This is a genomic window from Leptospira fainei serovar Hurstbridge str. BUT 6, from assembly GCF_000306235.2.
GTDB lineage: Bacteria > Spirochaetota > Leptospiria > Leptospirales > Leptospiraceae > Leptospira_B > Leptospira_B fainei.
The window spans coordinates 194,771-217,941 of record NZ_AKWZ02000010.1 but is presented as its reverse complement, the minus strand read 5'-3'; the positions used below and the strand labels follow the sequence as shown (position 1 = coordinate 217,941).

At 43.7% G+C, this 23,171-nt stretch carries 23 protein-coding genes; 10 read left to right on the top strand and 13 right to left on the bottom strand.

Annotated features, from left to right (window positions below):
- Nucleotides 1–338 precede the first annotated feature (338 nt).
- Nucleotides 339–1,829 carry an aldehyde dehydrogenase family protein gene (locus LEP1GSC058_RS10055; RefSeq protein ID WP_039948277.1) on the top strand — a complete coding sequence of 497 codons (1,491 nt, stop codon included), beginning with the start codon at nucleotides 339–341 and terminating at the stop codon, nucleotides 1,827–1,829.
- Nucleotides 1,830–1,917: 88 nt separating this feature from the next.
- Here the strand turns inward: LEP1GSC058_RS10055 and tpx are convergent, their stop codons facing one another.
- Both tpx and LEP1GSC058_RS10045 read right to left on the bottom strand, forming a co-directional pair.
- Nucleotides 1,918–2,433, bottom strand: coding sequence for a thiol peroxidase (tpx, locus tag LEP1GSC058_RS10050; RefSeq protein WP_016549836.1), 516 nt, complete (start codon nucleotides 2,431–2,433; stop codon nucleotides 1,918–1,920).
- A 60-nt stretch (nucleotides 2,434–2,493) separates the two neighbouring features.
- Nucleotides 2,494–2,862 carry a DUF2065 family protein gene (locus tag LEP1GSC058_RS10045; protein ID WP_016549386.1) on the bottom strand — a complete coding sequence of 123 codons (369 nt, stop codon included), beginning with the start codon at nucleotides 2,860–2,862 and terminating at the stop codon, nucleotides 2,494–2,496.
- Nucleotides 2,863–3,207: 345 nt separating this feature from the next.
- Here LEP1GSC058_RS10045 and ilvB point away from each other — a divergent pair, with 345 nt between their 5' ends.
- The 3 genes from ilvB to LEP1GSC058_RS10030 all read left to right on the top strand — a co-directional run bounded on the left by ilvB (nucleotide 3,208) and on the right by LEP1GSC058_RS10030 (nucleotide 7,149).
- Nucleotides 3,208–4,941: a biosynthetic-type acetolactate synthase large subunit gene (ilvB, locus tag LEP1GSC058_RS10040; protein ID WP_016550208.1), complete on the top strand. Its 1,734-nt coding sequence runs from the start codon at nucleotides 3,208–3,210 to the stop codon at nucleotides 4,939–4,941.
- Between the two features lie 169 nt (nucleotides 4,942–5,110).
- Nucleotides 5,111–6,547 carry an anthranilate synthase component I family protein gene (locus LEP1GSC058_RS10035; protein WP_039948275.1) on the top strand — a complete coding sequence of 479 codons (1,437 nt, stop codon included), beginning with the start codon at nucleotides 5,111–5,113 and terminating at the stop codon, nucleotides 6,545–6,547.
- The gene (locus LEP1GSC058_RS10030) at nucleotides 6,544–7,149 is read left to right on the top strand and encodes an anthranilate synthase component II (protein WP_016550631.1); all 606 of its coding nucleotides are present in this window, start codon (nucleotides 6,544–6,546) and stop codon (nucleotides 7,147–7,149) included. Before LEP1GSC058_RS10035 ends, LEP1GSC058_RS10030 begins: the two co-directional genes overlap by 4 nt.
- A 22-nt stretch (nucleotides 7,150–7,171) precedes the next feature.
- On the opposite strand, the gene LEP1GSC058_RS10025 is transcribed toward LEP1GSC058_RS10030, so the two are convergent.
- Nucleotides 7,172–8,884: a GAF domain-containing hybrid sensor histidine kinase/response regulator gene (locus tag LEP1GSC058_RS10025; RefSeq protein WP_016550964.1), complete on the bottom strand. Its 1,713-nt coding sequence runs from the start codon at nucleotides 8,882–8,884 to the stop codon at nucleotides 7,172–7,174.
- Nucleotides 8,885–9,016: 132 nt separating this feature from the next.
- Complete coding sequence (locus LEP1GSC058_RS10020; RefSeq protein WP_016549824.1) at nucleotides 9,017–9,487, bottom strand: LIC13081 family protein; 471 nt, start codon at nucleotides 9,485–9,487, stop codon at nucleotides 9,017–9,019.
- A gap of 80 nt (nucleotides 9,488–9,567) precedes the next feature.
- Between LEP1GSC058_RS10020 and LEP1GSC058_RS10015 the strand changes: the two genes are divergently transcribed.
- Both LEP1GSC058_RS10015 and LEP1GSC058_RS10010 read left to right on the top strand, forming a co-directional pair.
- Nucleotides 9,568–10,446 carry a pirin family protein gene (locus tag LEP1GSC058_RS10015; RefSeq protein ID WP_016550472.1) on the top strand — a complete coding sequence of 293 codons (879 nt, stop codon included), beginning with the start codon at nucleotides 9,568–9,570 and terminating at the stop codon, nucleotides 10,444–10,446.
- A 52-nt stretch (nucleotides 10,447–10,498) separates the two neighbouring features.
- A complete protein-coding gene (locus LEP1GSC058_RS10010) occupies nucleotides 10,499–11,731 on the top strand; it encodes a BaiN/RdsA family NAD(P)/FAD-dependent oxidoreductase (protein WP_016550428.1) in 1,233 nt (410 codons plus the stop codon).
- Nucleotides 11,732–11,754: 23 nt separating this feature from the next.
- Here the strand turns inward: LEP1GSC058_RS10010 and LEP1GSC058_RS10005 are convergent, their stop codons facing one another.
- The 6 genes from LEP1GSC058_RS10005 to LEP1GSC058_RS09980 form a co-directional block, all read right to left on the bottom strand.
- Nucleotides 11,755–12,102, bottom strand: coding sequence for a VOC family protein (locus tag LEP1GSC058_RS10005; RefSeq protein WP_016549733.1), 348 nt, complete (start codon nucleotides 12,100–12,102; stop codon nucleotides 11,755–11,757).
- On the bottom strand, nucleotides 12,099–12,377 hold the full coding sequence (locus LEP1GSC058_RS10000; protein ID WP_016550297.1) for a GNAT family N-acetyltransferase: 279 nt from the start codon (nucleotides 12,375–12,377) through the stop codon (nucleotides 12,099–12,101). The genes LEP1GSC058_RS10005 and LEP1GSC058_RS10000 overlap by 4 nt, the downstream gene beginning before the upstream one ends.
- Nucleotides 12,378–12,484: 107 nt before the next feature.
- The gene (locus LEP1GSC058_RS09995; RefSeq protein WP_232224668.1) at nucleotides 12,485–13,831 is read right to left on the bottom strand and encodes a histidine kinase dimerization/phosphoacceptor domain -containing protein; all 1,347 of its coding nucleotides are present in this window, start codon (nucleotides 13,829–13,831) and stop codon (nucleotides 12,485–12,487) included.
- 355 nt (nucleotides 13,832–14,186) lie between these two features.
- Entirely contained in the window at nucleotides 14,187–14,627 is a 441-nt protein-coding gene (locus LEP1GSC058_RS09990) for a DoxX family protein (RefSeq protein ID WP_016549329.1), read from the bottom strand.
- 105 nt (nucleotides 14,628–14,732) lie between these two features.
- Complete coding sequence (locus LEP1GSC058_RS09985; protein ID WP_010570733.1) at nucleotides 14,733–15,182, bottom strand: MarR family winged helix-turn-helix transcriptional regulator; 450 nt, start codon at nucleotides 15,180–15,182, stop codon at nucleotides 14,733–14,735.
- Between the two features lie 84 nt (nucleotides 15,183–15,266).
- Nucleotides 15,267–16,088: an aldo/keto reductase gene (locus LEP1GSC058_RS09980; RefSeq protein ID WP_039948548.1), complete on the bottom strand. Its 822-nt coding sequence runs from the start codon at nucleotides 16,086–16,088 to the stop codon at nucleotides 15,267–15,269.
- Nucleotides 16,089–16,239: 151 nt separating this feature from the next.
- On the opposite strand from LEP1GSC058_RS09980, the gene LEP1GSC058_RS09975 reads away from it, so the two are divergent.
- The gene (locus tag LEP1GSC058_RS09975; RefSeq protein ID WP_016550600.1) at nucleotides 16,240–16,821 is read left to right on the top strand and encodes a DUF6962 family protein; all 582 of its coding nucleotides are present in this window, start codon (nucleotides 16,240–16,242) and stop codon (nucleotides 16,819–16,821) included.
- A gap of 7 nt (nucleotides 16,822–16,828) precedes the next feature.
- On the opposite strand, the gene LEP1GSC058_RS09970 is transcribed toward LEP1GSC058_RS09975, so the two are convergent.
- The 3 genes from LEP1GSC058_RS09970 to LEP1GSC058_RS09960 all read right to left on the bottom strand — a co-directional run bounded on the left by LEP1GSC058_RS09970 (nucleotide 16,829) and on the right by LEP1GSC058_RS09960 (nucleotide 19,093).
- Complete coding sequence (locus LEP1GSC058_RS09970) at nucleotides 16,829–17,446, bottom strand: HD domain-containing protein (protein ID WP_016549613.1); 618 nt, start codon at nucleotides 17,444–17,446, stop codon at nucleotides 16,829–16,831.
- Nucleotides 17,447–17,597: 151 nt separating this feature from the next.
- A complete protein-coding gene (locus tag LEP1GSC058_RS09965) occupies nucleotides 17,598–18,050 on the bottom strand; it encodes a DUF1801 domain-containing protein (RefSeq protein WP_016550839.1) in 453 nt (150 codons plus the stop codon).
- A gap of 155 nt (nucleotides 18,051–18,205) precedes the next feature.
- Nucleotides 18,206–19,093: an LIC_13029 family protein gene (locus LEP1GSC058_RS09960; RefSeq protein ID WP_016549879.1), complete on the bottom strand. Its 888-nt coding sequence runs from the start codon at nucleotides 19,091–19,093 to the stop codon at nucleotides 18,206–18,208.
- A gap of 135 nt (nucleotides 19,094–19,228) precedes the next feature.
- Here LEP1GSC058_RS09960 and LEP1GSC058_RS09955 point away from each other — a divergent pair, with 135 nt between their 5' ends.
- The 3 genes from LEP1GSC058_RS09955 to LEP1GSC058_RS09945 all read left to right on the top strand — a co-directional run bounded on the left by LEP1GSC058_RS09955 (nucleotide 19,229) and on the right by LEP1GSC058_RS09945 (nucleotide 23,143).
- Nucleotides 19,229–20,251 (top strand): DUF2804 domain-containing protein, encoded by a 1,023-nt coding sequence (locus tag LEP1GSC058_RS09955; protein ID WP_039948545.1) that lies wholly within the window; start codon nucleotides 19,229–19,231, stop codon nucleotides 20,249–20,251.
- A 23-nt stretch (nucleotides 20,252–20,274) separates the two neighbouring features.
- Nucleotides 20,275–21,414, top strand: a complete 1,140-nt coding sequence (locus tag LEP1GSC058_RS09950) for an acyltransferase family protein (protein ID WP_016550777.1) — start codon at nucleotides 20,275–20,277, stop codon at nucleotides 21,412–21,414.
- A gap of 484 nt (nucleotides 21,415–21,898) precedes the next feature.
- The gene (locus LEP1GSC058_RS09945; protein WP_332248598.1) at nucleotides 21,899–23,143 is read left to right on the top strand and encodes an ATP-binding protein; all 1,245 of its coding nucleotides are present in this window, start codon (nucleotides 21,899–21,901) and stop codon (nucleotides 23,141–23,143) included.
- The last annotated feature ends 28 nt before the right edge of the window (nucleotides 23,144–23,171 follow it).

Sequence of the window (23,171 nt, the reverse complement as noted above, 5' to 3'; positions counted from 1 at the left end):
GCTAAACGAATTATACGGGGAAAATAGTTAGATTCCACAGCATAAAGAGACAAATTATTTGTGCTTCGCATAAAAAAGCAAGTTAGTCACTTTAGAAATAAAAAATAGACCTTTTGTAGTAATTTTCGGGGCGGTTTTTCCGATTAGTTTGATTGCGCAACTGTTCGCTAGTAACCGAAAATCCCCCTTTTTAGAAGGAAAATTCTACAACTGTTACGGAATGATCATTCAATAAAAAGGTTGCTTCTTCTTCTTAAATTTGGTTTTATATTACCTTGGTTCCCGACTCGAAAACCCAACCCAAAAGGGTAGAACCACCTGAATAAGGAGCGCTTTTCATGCCAACGACAGCAACCCCAAATCCCACAACGACAGCTTCCGCCCCTCCGGCCAGCATGGTCGTTTTTCCGCCCGCCAATCCAAAGGAAATGGAGAGAATTTTTAAGCTACAACAACGCCAATTTCATACGGTCTTAAAGCTTACAAAGGCGAAGGACAGGATTCTACGTCTAAAAAAACTTAAAGCCACGGTCGAAAGACTGACTCCGGAGATCAAGCAAGCTCTTCAAAAGGATTTTCGAAAGGCTTATCATGAGACCGATCTCACGGAAATTATGCCGTCCATCGGAGAACTGAACGATGCCATTCGCAACGTTAAGAGTTGGATGAGACCCGTTCCGGTAAAAACTCCAATGTCCTTATTCGGTGCTTCCAGCAAAGTGGTTTATGAACCTAAAGGAGTCAGTTTGATTATCGCTCCTTGGAACTATCCTTTTTATTTGGCGATAGCTCCTCTGGTTGCCGCAATCGCAGCCGGAAATACGGCGATCATCAAACCTTCGGAATTTACCCCGGAAATTTCCAAACTTCTGGTAAAACTCGTTAAGGAGACATTTCCCGAAGAAGAGGTAGCGGTCTTCGAAGGAGACCATACCGTATCAACGGCATTAATGGAACTTCCTTTCGATCATATTTTCTTCACCGGCAGTACGCATGTGGGGAAAATCGTCATGGCCGCCGCAGCAAAAAATCTTTCTACGGTGACTTTGGAATTGGGAGGAAAATCTCCGGCGATCATCGTACCGGACGCAGATTTAAAGAAAGCGGCTAAAAAACTCATGTGGGGAAAAATCATGAATGCCGGTCAAACTTGCGTCGCTCCGGATTACCTTCTACTTCCGGAAGGAAAAACGGATGAGTTCGTAAAATACGCAAAAGAAGCGGTCGCTAGTTTCTACGGTAAATCGGACGAATCCATCAAACAAAATCCGGATTTTTGCCGCTTAGTCAACCAACGGAATTTCCAGAGGGTGTCGGGTTATATCCATGAAGCAGTGGAAAAGGGGGCGAAAGTCGTGATGGGAGGCGATACGGATTCCGCTCAGAATTATATCGCTCCAACGCTGTTAACGAACGTTCCTGCAAATTCCCATATCATGGAAGATGAAATTTTCGGGCCTGTCATGCCAATTCTCACTTATAAGACATTGGACGAGGCGATCGAGAAAGTAGTTTCGAGACCGAAGCCGTTAGCTTTATACGTATTCGGAAAAAATAATAGAGCAATCTCGAAGGTATTGAGAGAGACTTCTTCAGGCGGAGCTTCGGTGAACGAGGTAATCGTGCATTTGGTGAATCCTCATTTGCCTTTCGGAGGGATAAACCATTCCGGACACGGTAGCTATCATGGCTGGTGGGGATTTAAAACTTTCTCCCATGAAAAATCCGTATTTAAACAGGCAGCTTTCGCTTCGATCGATATGCTGTATCCTCCTTACACCGGTTTCGTGGATAAGATGATTCAATTCACTAAAAAGTTCTTCGTTTAATAAAATCGAAAACCGATCTTTCTTACCCTTTCTCGGCTTTGCCGGGAAAGGGTTTTTTATTTAGGACTTCATCTTAAGAATAGGATCTCTAAATTAGTTTCTTCGCCTCGGCGACGGCCGCCTCGTAATTAGGTTCGCTGGCGATTTCCGGCACTAGCTCCGCATACTTTACGGTATTGTTCTTATCTAAAACAAACACGGCCCTTGCCGATAAGCCTTTGAGTCCGCCGTCGGCGATATGCGTCCCAAAAGCCTTCGAGAAGGAAAAATCCCGAAACTGAGAGAGGGTGACTAAGTTCGGTGAGTCGATTCCTTCAGTCGTGCAAAATCGGTTCATTGCGAACGGGAGGTCTCCGGAAATTACGATCGTGACGATTCCGTCCAACTTTGCCGCTCTCTCGTGAAATTTCTTCGTTTCCAGAGCACAAACCGAGGTGTCAAGACTGGGAACTCCGACTAAAATTTTTACTTTGTCCGCGAAGTCTTTTAAACTTTTCGAGCTGAGATCCTTTGCAGTTCCAGCAAAGTCAGGAGCTTTGTCTCCTACTTGTACCAACTTCCCTTCCAATTGAACGGGACTTCCTTTTAATGTGACATTTGCCATGATTTTTTCCTTAGCAGATTAGACTCCTTATAGAACTTCGAGTTGGGAAATTGCGCGAGTCTATTTTCGAACGGTTCTCGCCTCGTTACGCAATTCAAAAAAGGTCCAAATACCGGCGAGAAGTTCAACTCCACCGGCTATAAGAATGGTCGGCCCGATCCATTCCAGTGCAACGAAGATTCCTAAAATTATGAATTGAAATGTCCGAGTATGGGTAGAAAGAACCAAAAATGGCCTGACATTTTGATTTCCCATATTGAAATAAAAATAACCGAGAATCATTAGACAAAGGCCGGTAATTCGGACCCACACGTCGGCCGCCTGAAGAAGGAAGAGATTTAGAAAGAAATCAGGAATGATTAATAAAAGAATTCCTTCAAAAACAAGATACATTCCGAAATATTGAACACTTTTAGCGGCACCGATCATAATTATCCTCGTTTTCAGGATTGTGCACGGATTTTTTTAGTTGGAAACAAAAATCGGAACTTTCACGCAGATTTCGGCTAGAATAAAAAAATCTTGCAATTTTAAAATATAATTATTCGAATGGGCGAAGGCCGTAAGGCTTTTATTAAGTTTAGAATGAATTCCGTAAAACAACAGTCTAGTGTAACCACCCTTTGGTTGGTCGAATGGATGCTGGTAGTGGTAACGCTACCTTGGCTTGGCTTTACGCCGTAGGGATCATTCGCAGACAGCAATCTTCGAAAAAGCCCCCCTCGGCTAAAGCCGAGGGGGGCTTTTTTTATCGATTTTACGTAGAGGAAAAAAATGAAAACTAAGACCGTATTGGAAAAGGATATATCACAAAATTCGAATGCTCCTACAAACGGGGCCGAGATTGTCGTTCATTTTCTTTTACATAAAGGAATCGAAACGGTTGTGGGAATTCCGGGAGGAGCAAACCTACCGCTATACGATGCTTTACATGGCAGCGGAATTCGCCATATTCTAGCCCGCAATGAACAAGGTGCAGGGTTTATTGCCCAAGGAATAGCGAGGGCAACCGGAGCGGTAGCGGTTTGCCTGGCTTCGTCGGGACCGGGAGCGACAAATCTTGTAACGGCAATCGCCGATGCTAAATGCGATTCAGTGCCTCTAGTGGCGATTACCGGACAGGTCTCGACATCTTTGATCGGTACGGACGCGTTTCAGGAAATAGATACATACGGACTATCGAAGCCTATTACAAAAAGGAATTATATTGTTCGATCAGTTCAGGAATTAATCTCCGCGTTAAGCGAAGCATTTCAAATTGCCGAAGAGGGCCGTCCGGGACCAGTATGGATAGATATTCCGAAAGACGTTCAACTATCTCCGTACGAGGGGGATTGGGAAAAGACCTTGGAAGAGTGGGATCTTTTGGAAACATCCGGGAAAATAACGTTTGTGGACCCTTTTTTCGAAGAGAAGTTTGTAAGCTTTTGCGAGCTTCTACGGGATTGTAAACGACCGGTTTTGTATATCGGCGGCGGAGTCAAACTCGCAGCAGCGGAATATCTGTTACGGGATTTTGCGGAATCCCAGGATATTCCGGTGACTTCGACGTTAATGGGTTTGGATTGCTTTCCTCAAAATCATCGTTTGTCTTTAGGAATGTTGGGAATGCACGGCGCTCCGTTTACGAATTTAGTATTAGAAGAATCTGATTTACTATTGGCGTTCGGAGTAAGATTCGACGACAGAGCTACTGGAAAGTTGGAAACATTCTGCCCGAACGCAAAAGTCGTTCATGTCGACATCGATCCTCGAGAGATCGGGAAGCTGCGAAAGCCGGATCTTTCCTTTCAGACGGATTTGTATGATTTTCTGAAGAACGCCGTTGGAATTCCCTCACGAAGAAGGGGGGAATGGAATTCGCTCGTCTCGAGCTGGAAGGCACTATTTCCGCTTCCGAATCTCCGAACTAACGGCGGGTTTTCACCGGATGTGATTTTGAAGATTTGCAAAGAATCGCTCGGGTCCGACGCGATATTAACGAGCGACGTTGGCCAGCATCAAATGTGGGTGGCCCAGTTTTATCCTTTTCAAAATCGCCGGACTTGGGTTACTTCAGGCGGTCTTGGAACGATGGGCTTTGGATTGCCGGTCGCGATCGGAATTTCGTTAGCTATGCCGAAGAAGACAGTCCTTTGCATTTCGGGAGACGGTTCTATTTTGATGAATATTCAGGAATTGGATACTCTGGCCGATCTGCAATCGAATGTAAAAATTCTAATATTCGATAATCGGCATTTGGGATTGGTTCGTCAGCAGCAAGAACTCTTCTTCCAAAGTAGGTTTTACGGCAGTTCTTACGAGCGTGAATCCAAATTGGCGGCCGTCGCGCAGGCATTCGATATCCCGAGCTTGAATTTAGCGGAGGTTGCGAATCCTATCGACGAGTTGCGGAAGTTTCTCGTTAAACCAGGTCCTGGTTTTGCCGTTATCCCTGTGGATCCGACGCTGCATGTTTTGCCGATGGTTCCCGCCGGAAAAGGGAATTTGGAGATGTTATTGGAATGAGACTACTCAATAATTTCATAATATTTTCGGCTGAATTAGAATCGGATCTAATTGCGCATAGTTCATTCTCTTGGCCCCGCTCTGGGGCATAATTTTTTCCTTAATAAATCTTTCATTTAACTTTAGTGGTCCGTTTTCGGACCGATTGCAAAAATTCCAGGAGGAACGTATGCGCTTAGAAATACGCGATTTAAGAAACCAGGTGGAATCTTTATCTCCACGACCAATTTTGAAACCGTTTCCGTTGAGAGAAGAGGAAACGGATCGTTTTTTCCGTTCATTACTTTCGGAATCTCCGATTGCAGTGCTTCTCGAGAGTCTAGGGCCGGAATCGGACAATTCCAGGTACACGTTCATTTCAGGATTTCCCAAACGAACATTTACGGCAAAAGGAAATCGTTTGGATATGGACGGAGTGTTCTTGGGTCAGGGGAATCCCTATCATTTGTTGTCGGAGATATTCTCTCCCCGAAGAAGTCCGAGTTCAACGGATTCGAATACCGGTACTTTTCACAGATCTTTTCTGGAAAGTACGGAATCGGGTGGAGGAGGTCTTTATGGATTCCTCTCTTACGAAGCGGTAAACGATATGGAACCGGGATTGGGATTAAAGGAGCACGCTCAATTTCCCAAGTTTCAATTCGCTTGGATGGAAGACGGGATTTTAATCGATCGTAGGACGGGGAAGTCCAGTTACTTTTATTACGGCATCGATCGCTATAAATTATTCGAAGATATCTACAAGAAAAAGGATCTTAAATCGAATTCTATTTCTTTAAAGTATTTGGGACAGTCTAGAACCAAGCAGGATCATCGCAAGATGGTAGAAGAGGCAAAGGAAGAAATTCGCCTCGGAAATACGTTCCAATGCCAAATAGGGTTTAAGCGATCGTATGAAATTCGAGGAGAGAATCTGAAATTGTACGAGGCTCTACGCGCAATAAACCCGTCGCCGTTTATGTTCTATATGGCTTTTCATGATCAGGCGCTTTTGGGTGCAAGTCCCGAATTGTTATTTCGATTGAAAGACGGAGTATTAGAATCCTTTCCTTTGGCGGGTACGATTCGAAGAGGGGAGAACGATGAGGAAGATCGAAATCTCGCGTTTCAACTTCTTTCCGATCCGAAAGAAATCGCGGAGCATAATATGTTAGTGGATTTACATCGAAACGATTTGGGACGAGTCGCAAAATTCGGAACTGTGAAGGTAAGAGATTCGTTCGCGTTAAAAAAATTCAGTCATGTTCAACATCTTTCCACCGAGATTTCGGGGATTCTTCGATCCGGGAAGGACATGTTCTCGGGGTTGGCTTCCTCGTTCCCGACCGGAACTTTAAGCGGAGCTCCGAAAATGGAATCGATGCGAATCATAGAGAGGATCGAAAACGATCCTAGAGGGCCGTACGGCGGAGCGATCGGTCGTTTCGGTTTTGACGGAAACTGTTCATTTTGCATTCCGATTCGGAGTTTCTTTAAAAATGGAGAGGAGGGGTTTATTCGCGCGTCGGGCGGCGTTGTCTACGATTCAGTTCCCGAGTCGGAGTATCAGGAAATTCAAAACAAGATGGGAGCGGTATTGAGAGCGATTGACGAGGTATCAAAATGAAAGTTCTATTAGTGGATCATTACGATTCTTTTACATACAATTTGTTCCAGTATTTGGGGGAACTTTTGGAAGATGAACTCGATTCTCGATTTAGACTCGACGTGTTTCGTCACGACGAAATCGAATTTTCAAAGATCGAGACGATGAAATACGATCGTATCGTATTGTCACCCGGCCCGGGAACTCCGAAAGACCCGAAATATTTCGGGGTTTCAGCGGAGATTCTGTTAAAACTTGACGAACGAATTCCTATTCTGGGCGTTTGTTTAGGAATGCAAGGAATGGCATTCGTCGCAGGAGCTTCCGTCGTCCCGGCTTCAGTTCCTATGCACGGCAAAGTATCCGCGATTACTCACGATGGAAAAGGAGTATTTACCGATTTGCCAAAGGATTTAAACGTTATGCGCTATCATTCCTTGGTCGTCGACCCGAGCGGGTTGTCAGATGAATGGATACTCACCGCGTTTTGCGGAAAAGAACTGATGGGAATTCGCCATAAGCGGAGACCTTTAGAAGGAATTCAATTTCATCCGGAATCTTTCGCTACCGAAGGGGGGCGAAGAATGCTCTCGAATTTTCTATTTCCGGGACAAAGCGGATAGGCGAATTTAAGGCGGGCTAATATTAACTTGGGAAGGGCAAATAAGCGGTTCGCAAGTATTGCAGGATTTTTTCGGCTAAATCTTCGATTCGAAACGGCTTTCCCAAGTAATCGTCTATCCCGGCCTTAGCGCATTGTTCCCTATCTTCCGGACTATCGTGAGCGGTAACTGCGACGATCCACGGGATTTTACGAGAAGTGGGTTTCAATTTCAAGATCCTCGCCGTATCTAAACCGCTAAGTTCCGGCATCTGAATATCGAGCAGAAGAAGATCGATTTCCCTTTTTTCCCAGAAGGCTAAAGCCTCAAGTCCGTTAGAGACGACTTCGCAGGCTAGGCCCATTCTCTCTATCATTTTGCTGATCAGTTTTTGATTCACCGGATTGTCTTCGGCGACTAGGATACTAATCGTCGAATAGCCGGAGAAATCCAGCCTATTCGGTAAATTCGACTTCGGCCCTTCGGTAAAGGAGACTCCTGCGATGCTTGCCTTCGTCAAAACGATTTCCAAGAGAAAGGTGCTTCCTTCCCCCACGCGGCTTTCAACGTTTATTTTCCATCCCAAGGCATTGCAGATTTTTTTACTCAAAGCCAACCCGAGACCCGTTCCGCCGTATTTTCTTGAATTGGACGAATCCAGTTGGGAGAAGGCTTCGAAAAGATCCGGGATTCTTTCCCGAGCGATTCCGATTCCTGTATCTTGAATTCGTAAAGTAGCTCGAACATACGTTTCGGAGTCCGAAAGGTTTTCCAAAGAAAAAACTATTTTTCCACGTTCGGTAAATTTGAGTGCGTTGGAGATTATATTCGAAACCACTTGTCGAACACGACCCGCATCCGATCTTACTTCAAGGCGTTCAATATCCGAAGGAAGATTTAACGAGAAAGTCAGTTTCTTTTTCTCGGCTTCCTTTATTGCCGAGCTCCCGATCCCCCTTAACAGTTCAATTAAGTCGAATTCGATAGAGCTTAGTACGAGGGCTCCCGATTCCGCCTTGCTAAAATCGATAACGTCGTTTATTAATCTAATTAAATGTTCTCCACTTTCTTTCACCGAATCCAAATATTCCGATTGTATCAGATTCGTTTCGGTCTGATGAAGTAAATCGACCATGCCTAGAATCCCATGTACAGGTGTTCTGAATTCGTGGTTCATATTCACGAAAAATTGCTCTCTAGCTTTCTGTAAGTCCAGAGTAATCGCCTGAGCGTGAATGAGCTCCCTTGTATTCGCCTCCAATTCCATATAGGCGATGACCGAATCTGCCAGGGCTCTCAAAGCTTCCAGTTGTTTCGAATCCAAGCCTCGAGGGACCGTGTCAAATACGCAAAGTGTTCCAACCGCGATTCCGGACGGCGTCAGAAGCGGAGCGCCTGCGTAAAATTTTATGAAAGGCGGCCCTAACACAAAGGGGTTCTCCTGAAATCTTTCATCCTTGGACGTGTCCTCTACGATAAGAATTTCCTGACCTTGCAGCGCAAATTGACAGAACGAAATATCCCGAGGAGTTTCGGATAACTCCAATCCTGTCTTGGACTTAAACCATTGCCGTTTTGCATCGATCAAAGAAATAAGAGCGATCGGGGCTCCGCAAATAAGCGAGGCCGCTTTGGTGATTCCGTCGTATTTTTTTTCCGGCGGAGTGTCTAGGACCTTATACCGATCCAGCTCGCGAAGCCGGGCCAATTCATTCTTCGGCAGGGGAGCGACTGAATTAGGAGGACGAGTTTCCATAATAATAGCGGGCGATCGGTAGACGCGATATTGTCTCCTAATCTTGGTACAGCTATCCAAAAAAACAAGGGTTTTGTACGTTTGATGGGCCTTTAAGATTTAAACTTTTTTTGACAAATTCACATTTATTCCCTAACTCTTGATGACTTGAAAGCTTCTAGATCGTATCGTCTTTCCTTGCGATAAAGTCTCTTGGAGACTTCTCATATCCTTACATATTCGATCTCGAATCTTTCGATGAGCCCAGACATTCAAGAGACAACCAAGTCTCTTAATTCTGAATCGATTCGTAAAAACGATTTTCGTGTCGGTGTCGGTTCCTTTAGGATCGGGATAAAAGGTATACGTATCTCGCAATTGCAAAAAACGATTTTCTTTCGTTATTACTAATCTTGTAGGATATCTTTCCTCTTCCAGATTATAGCAGGATGTGAGTTTCCAAAAACCGATCCCCACTTTAAGTTCATATTTATTCGTTCCGGGAACTCTCTTGCACTCTAGAATATAGCTCTCCCACTCAGGTAAATTTTCCAGGTCGGATACGTAGTTAAACGCTTTGGCGAGGGGGGATGGGACTGTGAACGCAATCGTGGTCGTAAGCATGAAAATTCAATGTACTCGGATGAGAAAAGACTTCCCTTTACTTATCGATCCAAAGTCCAATAAATAAGATCGAGGAAACTATGGGTTTTAGACGAATTATCGGAACGAGAATGGCCGAAAAAACGATAGAAGGCGGTGGATTCCCGGTACGAAGACCGTTTCCCGTCGCCGGTTTTTCTTATTGGGACCCGTTTTTACTTTTGGATGAAATGGGGCCGATCATATACGGACCGGGAGAAGCGATCGGAGCTCCGGATCATCCTCACAGAGGATTCGAAACGGTGACCTATCTTCTTTCCGGGGAAATGGAACATAAGGATTCATGGGGTCATGCCGGAAGCCTTAAAGCGGGAGGAATTCAATGGATGACCGCCGGTTCAGGATTAATTCATTCCGAACTTCCTTCGGCAGAATTCCGGAAAAAAGGCGGAAGAATGCACGGGATTCAAATATGGGTGAATCTTCCCAAAGAGAGGAAATTAATATCTCCTAGGTACCAGGAAGTAAATTCGGAAGAGCTGCCGATCGTGGAAAAAAACGGAGTTTGGGCCAAAGTTATTGCGGGAGAATTGTGGGGAACGTCCGCAATCATACAGACCCAAACTCCTATCGTATTTTTTCATTTAAAGCTATCGCCCGGATCCTGGGCAGAAATACAAATTCCGAACGGCTTTACAGGTTTCGCATATCCTTTCGTCGGCTCCGGAACTGCGATCGATTCGGAAGGAGAGATAGAGGTTCAGGAAGGCGAAACTTTATATTATGGAAACGAGGATGGAGCGATTGCATTAAGAGCTCCCCAGGATTTCGAATGGGAAGTCCTTATCCTTGGCGGGGTCCCTATTCAAGAACCTGTCGCTCGTTATGGTCCGTTCGTGATGAATACGCCGACCGAACTTCAAGAAGCGTTCGAAGATTATTCTGCGGGAAAAATGGGCGAAATCAGCGCCCAAGATTAGGTCTTGTTTTGAAAATTCGTTTCAGTACTAAAAACAAAGGCCGGAGAAAAATTTGCCGTCCTCGATAGAAACTAGGAAAATTGCGGTTATCGGCGGCGGAGCAGCTGGCTTTTTCGGCGCGATTCAAAGTCGTCAGTTATCCGGTGAACGCTGCGAGGTAATGTTACTCGAAAAATCACCGAATGTTCTATCGAAAGTTAGAATTTCCGGAGGAGGCAGATGCAACGTTACGCATGCTTGCTTTGAACCGGAAGAATTAGCAAAACGTTATCCTAGAGGCGGAAAGGAGCTGCGGCACGCGTTCGAAAGTTTTCAGCCGAAGGATACGATCGATTGGTTTGAGCGTCGAGGTGTTCGTCTTAAAACGGAAGTCGACGGCAGAATGTTTCCGATCACTGACGATTCCGAAACGATAGTGGACTGTCTATTACAGGAAGCGAAACATAGCGGAGTCGTAATTCGTACGAAAGTTCCCGTGCTGGGAATATATCCTCGTCAGAACGAATCAAAAAATAGTTTTCTCGTAAAATGGGAGGACGGGGAAGAAGAGTTTGATAAAGTTCTACTGGCTTCGGGCTCTTCGCGAAAAGCTTGGGATTGGGCCAAAAATATGGGCCATACGATCGAAACTCCGGCTCCTTCCTTATTCACGTTTGAAATTTCCGATTTTTTAATAGAGGGATTGCAAGGATTGTCTCTTCCCGAAGTGGAAGTGACTCTACCCGAATTTAAATTGAAACAGAAAGGGCCGATATTGATCACTCATTGGGGATTAAGCGGACCTTCCGTTCTAAAACTTTCAGCTTGGGCCGCAAGGGAACTTGCGGCTTGCGAATATCGAACGACTTTACTCGTAGATTGGATACCGGATAGATCCCGAGAAGAGGTTCGAGAGGTTTTGAAAAGATTGAAGCAAAAAAATCCCTCGCGTAGACCGTCAGTGAATCCGGAGTTCCAATTTGCTTCGAGGTTTTGGGAAAGAGTTTGGGGGAAAGTCGGAGACAAACGTTGGTCCGAAATTTCATCGAAGGAAATGCACGATGTGGAGGAAATTCTGAAAAGAAGCGTACTGCAAATCGAAGGCAAAGGGGCGTTTAAGGAAGAATTCGTGACGTGCGGGGGAATTCGGCGCAAAGAGGTGGACTTTAAAACGATGGAAAGCCGTCTGGTTCGAGGACTCCATTTTGCCGGCGAGGTTTTGGATATAGACGGAGTTACCGGAGGATTCAATTTTCAGAATGCTTGGACGACTTCTTATCTCGCAGCTAAAGGAATGGTTTCCTAAAAACCGACGCAATTTCCCGAAGACTATTGCGTAGTCCAAGGATTCGGATAGGAACTGTATCCGATCCGGTTCCCGTCCGGGTCTCGCAGGTAAATAGTGTATTCCGTTCTGTCTTCGATCTTATCCCCCAATTGCATTTCAATCTGCTTCTTAATATCGGAGGACTTTGCGTCGAAGACTAAGGCTTGAGGACCTTTACGAAATTCTTCCCGTTCGATCATGATCAAGGCTTCTCCGCATCTAAACCAGGTGGATCGAATCGATCCGTCGGAAAGCAAATTATCCTTTTCAAATTCTATACCCGGCAAGCGGTCGTAAAAGATTTTTAGCAAATCCGGATGATCGGTCGCGATCGCAATATGATGGATCATTTACTTACTAAATCGGAATAATCGGGATTTCGTTTCAGAAAAGTTTCAACATAGGAACAAGACGGAATGATTTTTTTGTCGGATTTTCGCGCTTCTTCTAAAGCCGCCTTCACCAGAACGGATGCTAACCCTTTCCCGCGCAAACTGCCGGGAACGAAAGTATGAGTCAGATTCCAAATTCCTTTTCCGATTTCACTGTAATCCAAGCGAGCCTCTAATCCATCTTCGATCAATGTAAAGTTACGGGATTGTTTGTCGTGTTTTACTTCGTTCATTTTATATAGATTAGACGTAGAAAATATGGTGAACAGGATTTTATTATTTACAAGTCGGACATGAAGAAACTAGGCCCTTTGAGTGGAATGCAAAATAGTCGATCGGTTTAAAACCTGGAAAATTCGAGTCGAATCCAAGTTCCTTCGGAAGGTACTATTTTTAATTTCGCCTTCAGCTGCCCCGCTAAGGATTGAATGATCATCAGTCCCAATGAATCGTGCCTATCTCCGTCGGCTATCGGCATTCTTCCTGCCGATAGAAATGAAAACGCGGAGGAATTTTCGGGGAGCCCGACTCCGTCATCCCCAACGCAAAGAGCTAATCCATCCTGAGTCTCTTCCAGTCGAACGGTGATTTTCCCTTCACGCCCGTTAGGGAATGCGTGTTTAAGCGAATTGGAAATGAGTTCGTTTACTATCAGCCCGCAAGGAATCGCTTTTTCCATCGGAATTAGGATCTGTTCCCATTCCGTCTCGAACCGGATTCGATTGCCCGGTGGAGCTTGCGAAACGATCAGATGGTTTATTAAAGATTCCAAATATTTGTTCATGAACACGGTGGAGAATTTCCCTTGCTGATAAAGATGATCGTGTATCAGCGCCATGGCCCGAATTCGATCTTGTGCCTTTTCCAGGACTTCGATCGCTTGCGGATCCTGCGTATATAAGTTTTGTAGATTCAGCATTCCTGAAACGATTTGAAGATTGTTCTTTACCCGATGATGGATTTCCTGCAAAAGAACTTCTTTTTCCTTCAAGTGTTCCGCTAATCGTTTTTCGACATCCCCTCTTTGGATTATCTCCGATTCCAGATGCTTCTTGGATCTCGCGATTTGGGCGCGCCTTTTCTTTAAATTATCCAATAAGTTGTTTTTTCTTTCTATATTTTGCTGCAATCCCAGCATTAAAACCGTAAGTGAAAGACAAACGATCGCATTCGAGATCAGGAAGTTAAATCCTACGACAAAGAATCTATCCTGAGGCATGGCCCACGTTAATTGAAATTGCGATAGTGCGAAGGAAGTGACTATAATCGCTATAAAATTTCCGAAGAGAGCAAAAAGGCAGGGAATTATACCGAATAAAACACCGGTGAGAACCGGGAATGGAAATAGCCATATCATTCCTCCTCCTTCCGGGCCGAGTGCGACGAGAAGAGACGCTCCTAAAAGGAAATTTAAGAAAAGGACTCCGCAGGAACGAACCGTAAATGGCAATTTTTTCCCTAGGAATAAAATATAAATTAAAAGTACTGCGAACGAGTTTATGAATATAACCGACGTTCGTGATTCTTCCAATGCCAATAACGTGCTCGGAATGTATGCGACCGTTCCCAATATGGTCATCGCTAAAATCAAGGAAGAAAGAACTAATTCACGCCAAAACGGTAGACCGTCGCGAATCGATTCATCCGGCGCAACATAATCCGAAACGGATCGGCGGATCCGGTTCAAAACCCCAGACTTCTTTCTTCGCTTCATAATCAGCAATAATAGACTATCTTTGAACCGAAAAATATTCCTTTTTGCTTTCCGATGAAGATAGGATAAAAAAATAAGAACGAATAGGAGATATTCTATTTTTGATTTTCATCAGGAATTGCAGGTTTCTTAATATATAGTATGTTGTTTATTAACCCTTTTTGACTAATGTCACTTAATTGAGGAAAAAATGTCAGGACGGAACACATGAGAAAAAAAAGAGGGCTCATGGCCCTCAAAATTTCGGTAGTTAGGTATGCAGCAATTCGACGGATAGCGTTTTCGTATCCTAATGCATCAATATGTCGGCGTTTTATATTTTAAAATTTTATTTTCCGTTAGCGATAATTCCGTCGATCGATGCCCAACCTGATCCTTTGATTAGAAGTGCGATCGAAATCGCGATCGCTAGGATGTGGAATTCGATGCCTTCACCTTGCTGATTTCCCGCCCAGTTAATAAAAAATCCGTGCGGAATATGCACTAACAAAGCTACGGACATTGCGACCGCAATGCCTGCGGCAGCGACTCTTGTCATTAGCCCGAGTACGAGACCGATCGGACCGAGAAATTCCGCTGCAAACAAAAGAAGAACGAGTAGCGTAGGAGTTCCTTGCGCGGCAAAGAAGCCTAACGTTCCTGAAAACCCGTAACCTCCGAACCAGCCCAATACTTTTTGCGCTCCATGCGGGAAAAACACGACGGCTAATACGATTCGCAAAATAAAAGACGTTATGTCTTTATCGGTTTTAAAAATTCTTTCGATCATATCAAAATCCTCCAAATGATTTGATAGTATATAATCTATTGTTGTATAGTTTAATATTAAAGTAATGGTCCGAAAAATCCAAAAAACATTGGCTCCTCCTATCCTTTAAAGGTCCCGAAGACCGACGGTCTTACAGATTTGTCCCAGTTGTTTTAAGTCATCATCGGAAAGGGGAGACATTCGATCTTTAAGATGCTCTAAGTAAGAAGGGAAAACCTTGCAGATAAGTTCTTTTCCGGAGTCGGTAAGATTGACGATAAAGTATCTTCTATCTTCCTCACTTCGAACTCGTTGGACAAGTCCTCTTTTTTCAAGGTTATCCACGATTTGAGTGATATTCCCCTCGCAGGAAAAAATCTTCTGTCCGATTTCTTTCTGACACATCGGACCGAGGTGATGCAAAGTTTCCAAACAGCCAAATTGACCGCTCGTCAAGCCGAACTGACTCAAGACTTTATCTTCCATAGAGCGGATCGAATCGGTGCAACGACCTAACTTGATATACGCATCTAGGATCTTGACGTCTCTCGGCTTTCCTTTGAAATGACTTCCCATATTAGTTTAAGAATGAACTATCTATATTTAGACGACGGCTATTCTCAAATGTCAATCTTTTTTCGCCTGACTCGGCCGGAAGGATCAGGCGTCTGTCGGATCCCAACATGTTCTGAAATCTTCATTCCAGGATTCCATTTCTTGCAGTTCGCTTTCAGATAAGGAGAAATCGAATACTTGCGCGTTTTCTTCCAACCGTTCTTTTTTTACCGATTTGGGAATTACGACAAATCCTTTATCGATCGCCCAGCGAATCAAAACTTGCGCCGGAGTCTTCCCGATTTTTCGAGCAATCGAGACTAATTTTGGATCGTTAATTTTTCTCCCGTGGGCTAGGGGACTATATGCTTCTAAGATAATTCCGTTCTCCTTGCATTTAGCAGCCAATTCTTTTTGATTCAAGAAGGGATGGAATTCCACTTGGTTTACCGCAGGAATGATTTCCGCTTTCGGAAGGAGTTCCTCTAAATGAGAAATCGTGTAATTGCTGACTCCTATGGATTTTACCAAACCTTCATCATAAAGTTTTTCCAACTCTCTCCACGCTTGCTTTCTTGTTCCTGCGACGGGAAAATGAATTAGATATAAATCGATCGAATCCAAACCTAAACTCTTTAAGGAAATTTCCAAATTTTTGCGCGGTTCCTTTTGGTCGGAATTCCATAATTTAGTGGTCACAAAGATTTCATTTCTAAGGATTCCGCTTTCCTTGATTGCCGCGCCGACATCCTGCTCGTTTCCATAAATTTTTGCGGTATCGATATGACGATAACCTGCTTCGAGAGCCCAGTTAACCGCGTCTCTGCATTCCTTTCCCGATTTAGTTTTCCAGACTCCGAGGCCTATAACCGGCATCCGTATTCCGTTATTCAGTTGAATCGATTGCGTTAAGGGTGGTTTTGACATACGGGAAATTAGACTGCTCCGAATCGATTCGGTTCGATTGGAAACCACACTGATTCCGAATGAATGTTTATTTTGAATCCGGATATATCCTAGAGCGAAAGAAGTCTCAATCGGACTTGCAATTTATCGAGTCTTTTGTTCAATACCCCTCATGCAAACCAGCACAGTTATATCCGATTTTATCCTGGCCGCCTTTGCTGCTTGGACGGGATTCCGGCTTCACGGGAACTGGAATAAACAAAGCGGGGCCTGGGGATTTTATTCCATCGCTATCGGCGCCGCTCTCGGGAGTTTATTTTTTGCAGGGGTTTCGGTAATCGAACCTATCTATAGAATAGTGATTAGATTTGCAGCCGAGGTTGGAGTTCCTTGGATCGGTCTTGCTTTTTTTAGCGGAACTTTCGGAAGAATCAGCCGTAGGAATTGGATTACGATCTCTCTCTTTCTCGTTTTGATGTCGTTAGTCGATCGTTGGATGGGTTTAGGTGGTTACTCCACATTCATAGGAGCAGTGTCTTTTATAACTATCATCGCCTCCTGTGTTAAGCGATATAATGGTGCTCACAAACCAGCCGCAATGTACGGAATTCTCGGGTCTTTATTATTCATTCTTGCCGGTCTTGCGATCGGAACGGCAGGGGAGGCGGCCGGTATTTTAAAAGTCGATATATACCATTTTGTGCTAGCCGGCGCCTGCTATTGCTTGGGCTTTTCCCTAAAGAGGCTTGGATAACAAAAGACTATCCTAATTCTTCGAGTTCGGAACTTAAATTAGCTCTAGCTTGCGTCTCGAAGGTCTCAAAAAATTCCGGACTACTAAAGATCCGTTCCATTTGTAAAAAGTATTCCAATACCTTTTTCCTACCGGAAGAATACTCTTCGTCGGAATATTCCTTATATTCGTTTCGAATGCTTCGGGCGTATTGCAGGTATTCGGATTTGTTCGCGCCTAAAATCGATAAGTCGCAATCTAAAAAATAACGGATATCCGGATCATCCTGGGCTCTGTGTATTTTGGTGGCGAGAATGAGGTCCTTAACCTTAAAGATAAGCAGCTTCGGCGCGTTGATCCGGGTTAATCTCTCTTCCGCCAGTCCTGCGCTATTTTCTTCGTTTCGGAAATCTTTAGGATCATAGATAATATCGTGATAAAACATCGCCAATAGCATGCTGTCCCAATCTTGAATTCTTGTCTCTACGGTCTTCAATCTTTCCAGAAAGGAGCTTAGATGTGCAAGTGTATGATAATGTCTGTGGCTTTCAGAATAGTTTAAATTGATTTCGGTCCATAAAGCGTCGATTACGCCTTTTAATTCGGAATACTTACTTGCAGTTCTATAAAACTCTTCTCTTAACATCGATCTGCTCTCCTATCATTTTCAGAAGATTCGCTTTGAAGCGGAGATACGGAGCTTTTTCGCATATCCTGCAGGAGATTAATTGTAGCGATTTTATTCTTTCGTTACAATTAGTTTTCCTTATCTCAAATTGAAAGAAAGGCGGATTTTCTCAATGGTTCGATTTACTGCGATGATACGTTAAGGCTAAAGAGATGCAATCTTGCAGCTCCTTAACCGGGATAGGTTCGTTCTGTTTAAAAATGATACTTCGATTTCCCTCGAAGTGAAACTTCTTGCCGTATTTCTTTTTGAATTGTGCGATCAGACTTGTCTGACAATTAAAGTAAATTCCGTATTCATCTCCTTGGGATTCCCTATGATGAATACGGATAGTACTTCCGCTTTTAGTCTGGGATGTTAGATAGCTGGGTTCTCCCCATTTTAAGGTTTCTTCCAGAGGGCCGACGCTTTCCGTCTTCGCGGCCGTATCGAAAATCAATTGCCTCAAGAAAAGAAGTTTGGTCCGCATTCTTTCCGGGTAATTATAAAAGACTTCCGCTACCGCTTCGGTTCCGAACTCCATCTTCTTTTTGGAATCAGTATTATCTTTCTTCGGTTTCATAGATAGATGCTTGATACGATCTTCGTCTTCAGATTTCCAGATATAAATCTTCGAGAGGGTCGGAATAAAATTCAAACTCTTTTTGGATCGAGAAAAATAGCGTTATTAAGGATTTGCCGTTTTAGCCAAGGCGACAAAAAAACGATTCATGCGAATTAAGCCGGGATTTGTTCGGAAACTTGAGTGACCCAGGAAGAGTAATAATTGGAGAGCGTCCGTAAAAACATCAGGTCCATCTCGTTCTCAGGTTTGATCGCTCTCAGCGCATTCGCATACTGAGTTCGAAAATCCGTAAGAGTGGCGGCTTCCGAAATATAAGTCCGCATCGAATGCGCCTGCTCCGGCCCGAATCCATATTCGTTCGACCACTTATCGATCAGAGTTCCGCAATTGTATTTTCTTGAGAGTAATATTTGAGCCAATATGTTTCGAAACATATTCTCTATGGAGATGATCGTTATATCCTTATGTGCGATCGAAATATCCGTTATGATCTCGTCCTTTTTATCGATCACCGCTTTGGACGTACCCATTTTGTTAAAAACTTTTGAAAGATCATTATAAGCTCGAAAGTGTTTTAAAATGATCTCACGGTCTTTTACGTCCACAGTCCGTTGATCTTCGGGATGATTCATCTCTTGAAGAATCGACTCTATCACCTGAAACATGATGTCGAACGTGAATTGAGTCGTTTTACCTAGTAAATAACGGATCTCACTTTGAAAGGCGGCGTGAATTCCGATAAAAAAAGACTCTAGTTTTTCCGGCGGGAGAACGGTGGAGGCTTTAAAGTAGGAGATCATATCCCTTACGAATTTGGTTCGGTCGAGTATGGGGAATTGTTCGGGATGATTGGAATGAGTGCGGATAAACGGTTCTTTAACGATCTTAATCGCCCCGGTTCCTGCCTCTTCCGAACGAAAGAGTACCCGATATAGCAGGAGAGAAATTTCCCGCGAAGTCTTCTTGTCTTTTAAGGTTTTGAGATCTGAAGGCTCGAGCAGATCGCTGCTACTTGGGTGCTTGCTCTGGACTTCTCCCATAGGATGGCTTTGCTTTTTTTCCTAACGCTTGGTATGTCTATACTCGGAGGAAAAAGCGAAAAGTAAAGCAGATTTGCCGGGTGAGTCGGAAATCCATTGATTTTTCCGCCAGAGCCTCAAAACTCGATCGGACATATGAACAAAATCATCGGGCCCGATAATCAAGTTCGGTACGGCGTATGGGAAACTCCGATCGAATTTAATCATAGCGATTTCCGCCTTCTGGATTTTTTCGGAAAGGAGATTACAGGATTAAAAAGGCGATTTTCATTCCATACATTCAATTATCTCGGTCTCCTGATGGAGGATTCGATAGTCGGAATTGCTGCAGTCAGCCTCGGCTACGCTTATAATGTGTTCGCTTATCTATATCGCTTTGACGAAGGCAAAGTATATGAATTCGATACTAAAGGGCCGGATCTTGGTTTAGCCTTAAAATTCCCGGCGAATCCGGATGAGTATCAGATTCAATTTAAGAAAGGGAAATCATTCTTAGAGATTCGTAAATCGCATTCCGAAGGAATTTTGTCCTTAGAGGCGAATTTCGACGGAAAGCTCAAGATTTCCGGAGAATTCCCTTATTCTCTAAACACGCACAATCCTTTGAGAGTGTTGAACCCGTCCGAACCGACTCGTTGGACGTTCACTGAGAAATGCTCTCCGTTATTGCCGACCCGTCTCTCCGTTCGATACTTAGAGAAGGAACTAGTAAGAGATCCTAATAAATCGACTTTAGTGTATGATTGGTCGGGCGGATATCTAAGAAGGGAAACAAATTGGTATTGGGCCGCTTTTTCCTCCGTTCTACCCAATAAAACTAAGATCGGAGCGAATTTTGCCGCATTGGTAAACGAAAGTTTCTTTTCCGAGAATGCTTTCTGGATTAATGCGAAGCAGCAAAGAGTAGATCGCTGCATTTTCGATTTTTCGCAAGAAGATCCGTATAAACCGTGGCGTTTATGGGATGAAGCGGGCAGACTAAGATTGGAATTCAAACCGGCGGGAGAACGTCGAGAAAAGATGAATCTTATTTTTACAAAATTGTATTTTAGACAATTTGTGGGAAAATTCTCCGGAACATTCCGACCGGATCAGGGGAAGGAGATTTCTTTTAAGAATGTTTGGGGTTTTACCGAATTTCATCGCTCTCTTTGGTGAAAATCAGAAACGAAATACATTTCGTGAAACAAGAATCATTAAACGACTTGTCCGTCAGTAAGAGACTTTTATCCATCGATGCGTTGCGAGGATTTACCGTTGCCGGCATGATTCTCGTAAATAATCCGGGGTCCTGGTCGGCTATTTATTTACCGCTGAGACACGCGAAGTGGTTTGGGTGCACACCGACCGATTTAGTTTTTCCTTTTTTCCTCTTTTCGGTCGGTGTTTCGATTCCGTTTTCCGCAGTCGGGAACGGGGGAACTTTTTTTAAAATCCTGAAACGGGCTTCGCTCCTAATTATAATCGGACTGTTCTTGCATTGGTTCGGAGAGTGGAGTTTCGACCGATTGAGAATTCCCGGAGTGCTTCAGCGAATCGGGTTGGTCTATTTCATTTCCGCGATTATCTACCGTTCCACAAATTTCCGTATTCGCATAACGATTTGCTTATCGATTCTCTTGGGATATTGGATCTTACTAGGATTCGTTCCGCCGCCCAGTTCTGATTCAGCGAGTTTGTCGCCCGGAAAGGATTGGGGGGCTTGGCTGGATCGAATTGTTTTCGGAGAAAATCATCTCTGGAAATCCTCTAAAACCTGGGATCCGGAGGGTTTACTTAGTTCTTTCAGCGCAGTTGCCACTACGTTGTTAGGAACGTTTTTTGGAGAGGGTTTGAAAAAGGATTCCGATACGAAAAGGAACATTCAAAAAACTGCATTTAATTTCTGCATTGCTGCGATCGTAATTATGGCTGTAGGGTGGATTTGGCATCAGTTCTTTCCGATGAACAAAAGTCTCTGGACTTCAAGCTATGTATTATGGACTGGAGGGTTAGCCGCTCTCTTGCTGGCTCTATTTCTTTTTCTCGAATCGATTTCTATGAAAAACAGAGATTTAGTATTCGCGCCTTGGATTCCTTTCGGTCGGAACGCGATTCTCGTATTCTTTGCATCGGGAATTTGGGCCAGAGTCTTGAACTTAATCACTATCGAAAATTCCGTAGAATCGATAAGCCTCAAGACGTTTCTGTTTCAAAAAGGATTTGTAGTCTGGGCTCCATCGCTGGAATTCGCGTCTTTAGCATATGCGTTGAGTAACGTGATTCTTTGGTTCGGAATTTTATACGTGTTAGATAAAAAGAAATTGTACTGGAAAATCTAAGGATTTATAATCGGTCGCCGCTTGAAACTCTCCAAAGCGGCTTCCTCAATCACGATTAAATCGTAAGCAATTTCTTCACTGCGTCGCTTGATTCGGTCGTAAGGATGAGGATTTTCGTATTCTTTCCTTTCTCCGTCCGTAGGACGTCTTTGGTGAATTCGCCTAAGTATAGTTCGATGATCTTGTTCGGAATGGAATCTAATGGGATCCGTTTTTAAATGGCGCTTATTTCGAATGCTTCCCTATAATCATCAACAGGCAGATGATGACTATGTCGCCTGAATTTGCGATGGGAATCAAAAATATTGTCTTTGTACGTCGTGAAAGGATGGATTTTGAAAGAAAAACGATCGAACGTCTATAACACGAATACCTTAGGGAATTGGAGAGAAGCATCAAACGACATTCTCTTGTGACCTTTTTTAATTGATTGCTTGTATCACGGTATAGCAACTTTGTTTCCGTAATTCTTTAATAGGGAGAGATATTCCTGAATCCTATCATTCAAACACTATCATCCGGCGCAATTATAACCGATTGGTCCGGGAGAATTTTGGAATTTAGCCCAGCGTTTCTATCGATGTTGGGCCGGGATCCTAATGTTGAATTGCCCGAAAGCTATTTTGATTGGATCCATTCCGTCGATAAGCAGCATGAAGAACAGTTTCTAAAAAAAGCGCAAGTTGGCGAAATTAAACATTACGAGATTCTAAAGCGTTTACGAAGAGAAGACGGTTCGTACGAAGTATTTCAATCGATTAGCTCGGTTTTAGATTCTACGAATTCTAAAGGAGGCAGATTATTCACTCTTTTCTTACCGATAGATGACGCTCCTGAATCCCCTACTTTCGGAGAGTCAAATGCTCTTGTCAGAGGAGAGGATTTGTTCGGCGCTGAAATGGAGTTTTACCGTAAAGCTCTGGAAATATTCGACTGGAAGCAATCATTAAAGGATCGTTATTCGTCATCATCGTGGATGGACCTCGCAATAAAGCAGATTAACATTACGCTTATGCAAGGAACCGGCATCGGGAGTTTGATGAGCGTTCTATCGATGATAATTGCAAAAGCGAAACATAAGGAAGTCGAAGGAATCGTCGAAATCAAAGCAAATCTTTTCGATCTACTTACGGATTCCGTGGATAGCACCGGAAAATTTACCCGATTCTTATCGTCGGCACAGACCCTTTTTGAGGAAAATCTGAAAGTCGAGGAATCCGCAACGGTTGGAGATCTAATAGATTGCTTACGGGAATTAATCGATGAGATTGAACCTTCCGTTCGATTACGAGGCCAAAAGTTTCTTATATCGGATAACCTACAGATTCTATCAAACAAACTTCGCCTAAAGAAGGTTTGGTTTCAAAAAATTATACGAGAAGTTCTTATTAACGCTCTTAAATACTCTCCAGAACAATCGAATATAATGGTGCTGGTCTTGAAGATCGGAAATGAAATTCAATTGAAGGTGATTAATGATCCGCCTTTCCTCGGCTACCTTCAAGAATTTCACGAAGATCTCGTTTTCGAGCCGTTCTATAGGGGACTCAAGTTCATGGATGAACGTTACGATCAAGAGGAATTCGGAATGGGATTGGGTTTGTCTGTCGTAAAAAAACTAGTCGAGCTTCATGGCGGAAAAGTTCATTTGCAAACGATCAACTTAAATCTACATGAGAATAAAAAGGAAGGGATCTGTCTGACAATTCGCCTACCTGTAGTCAGTTGAGGATTTTGCATGTTCGGCAAGCCGTCGC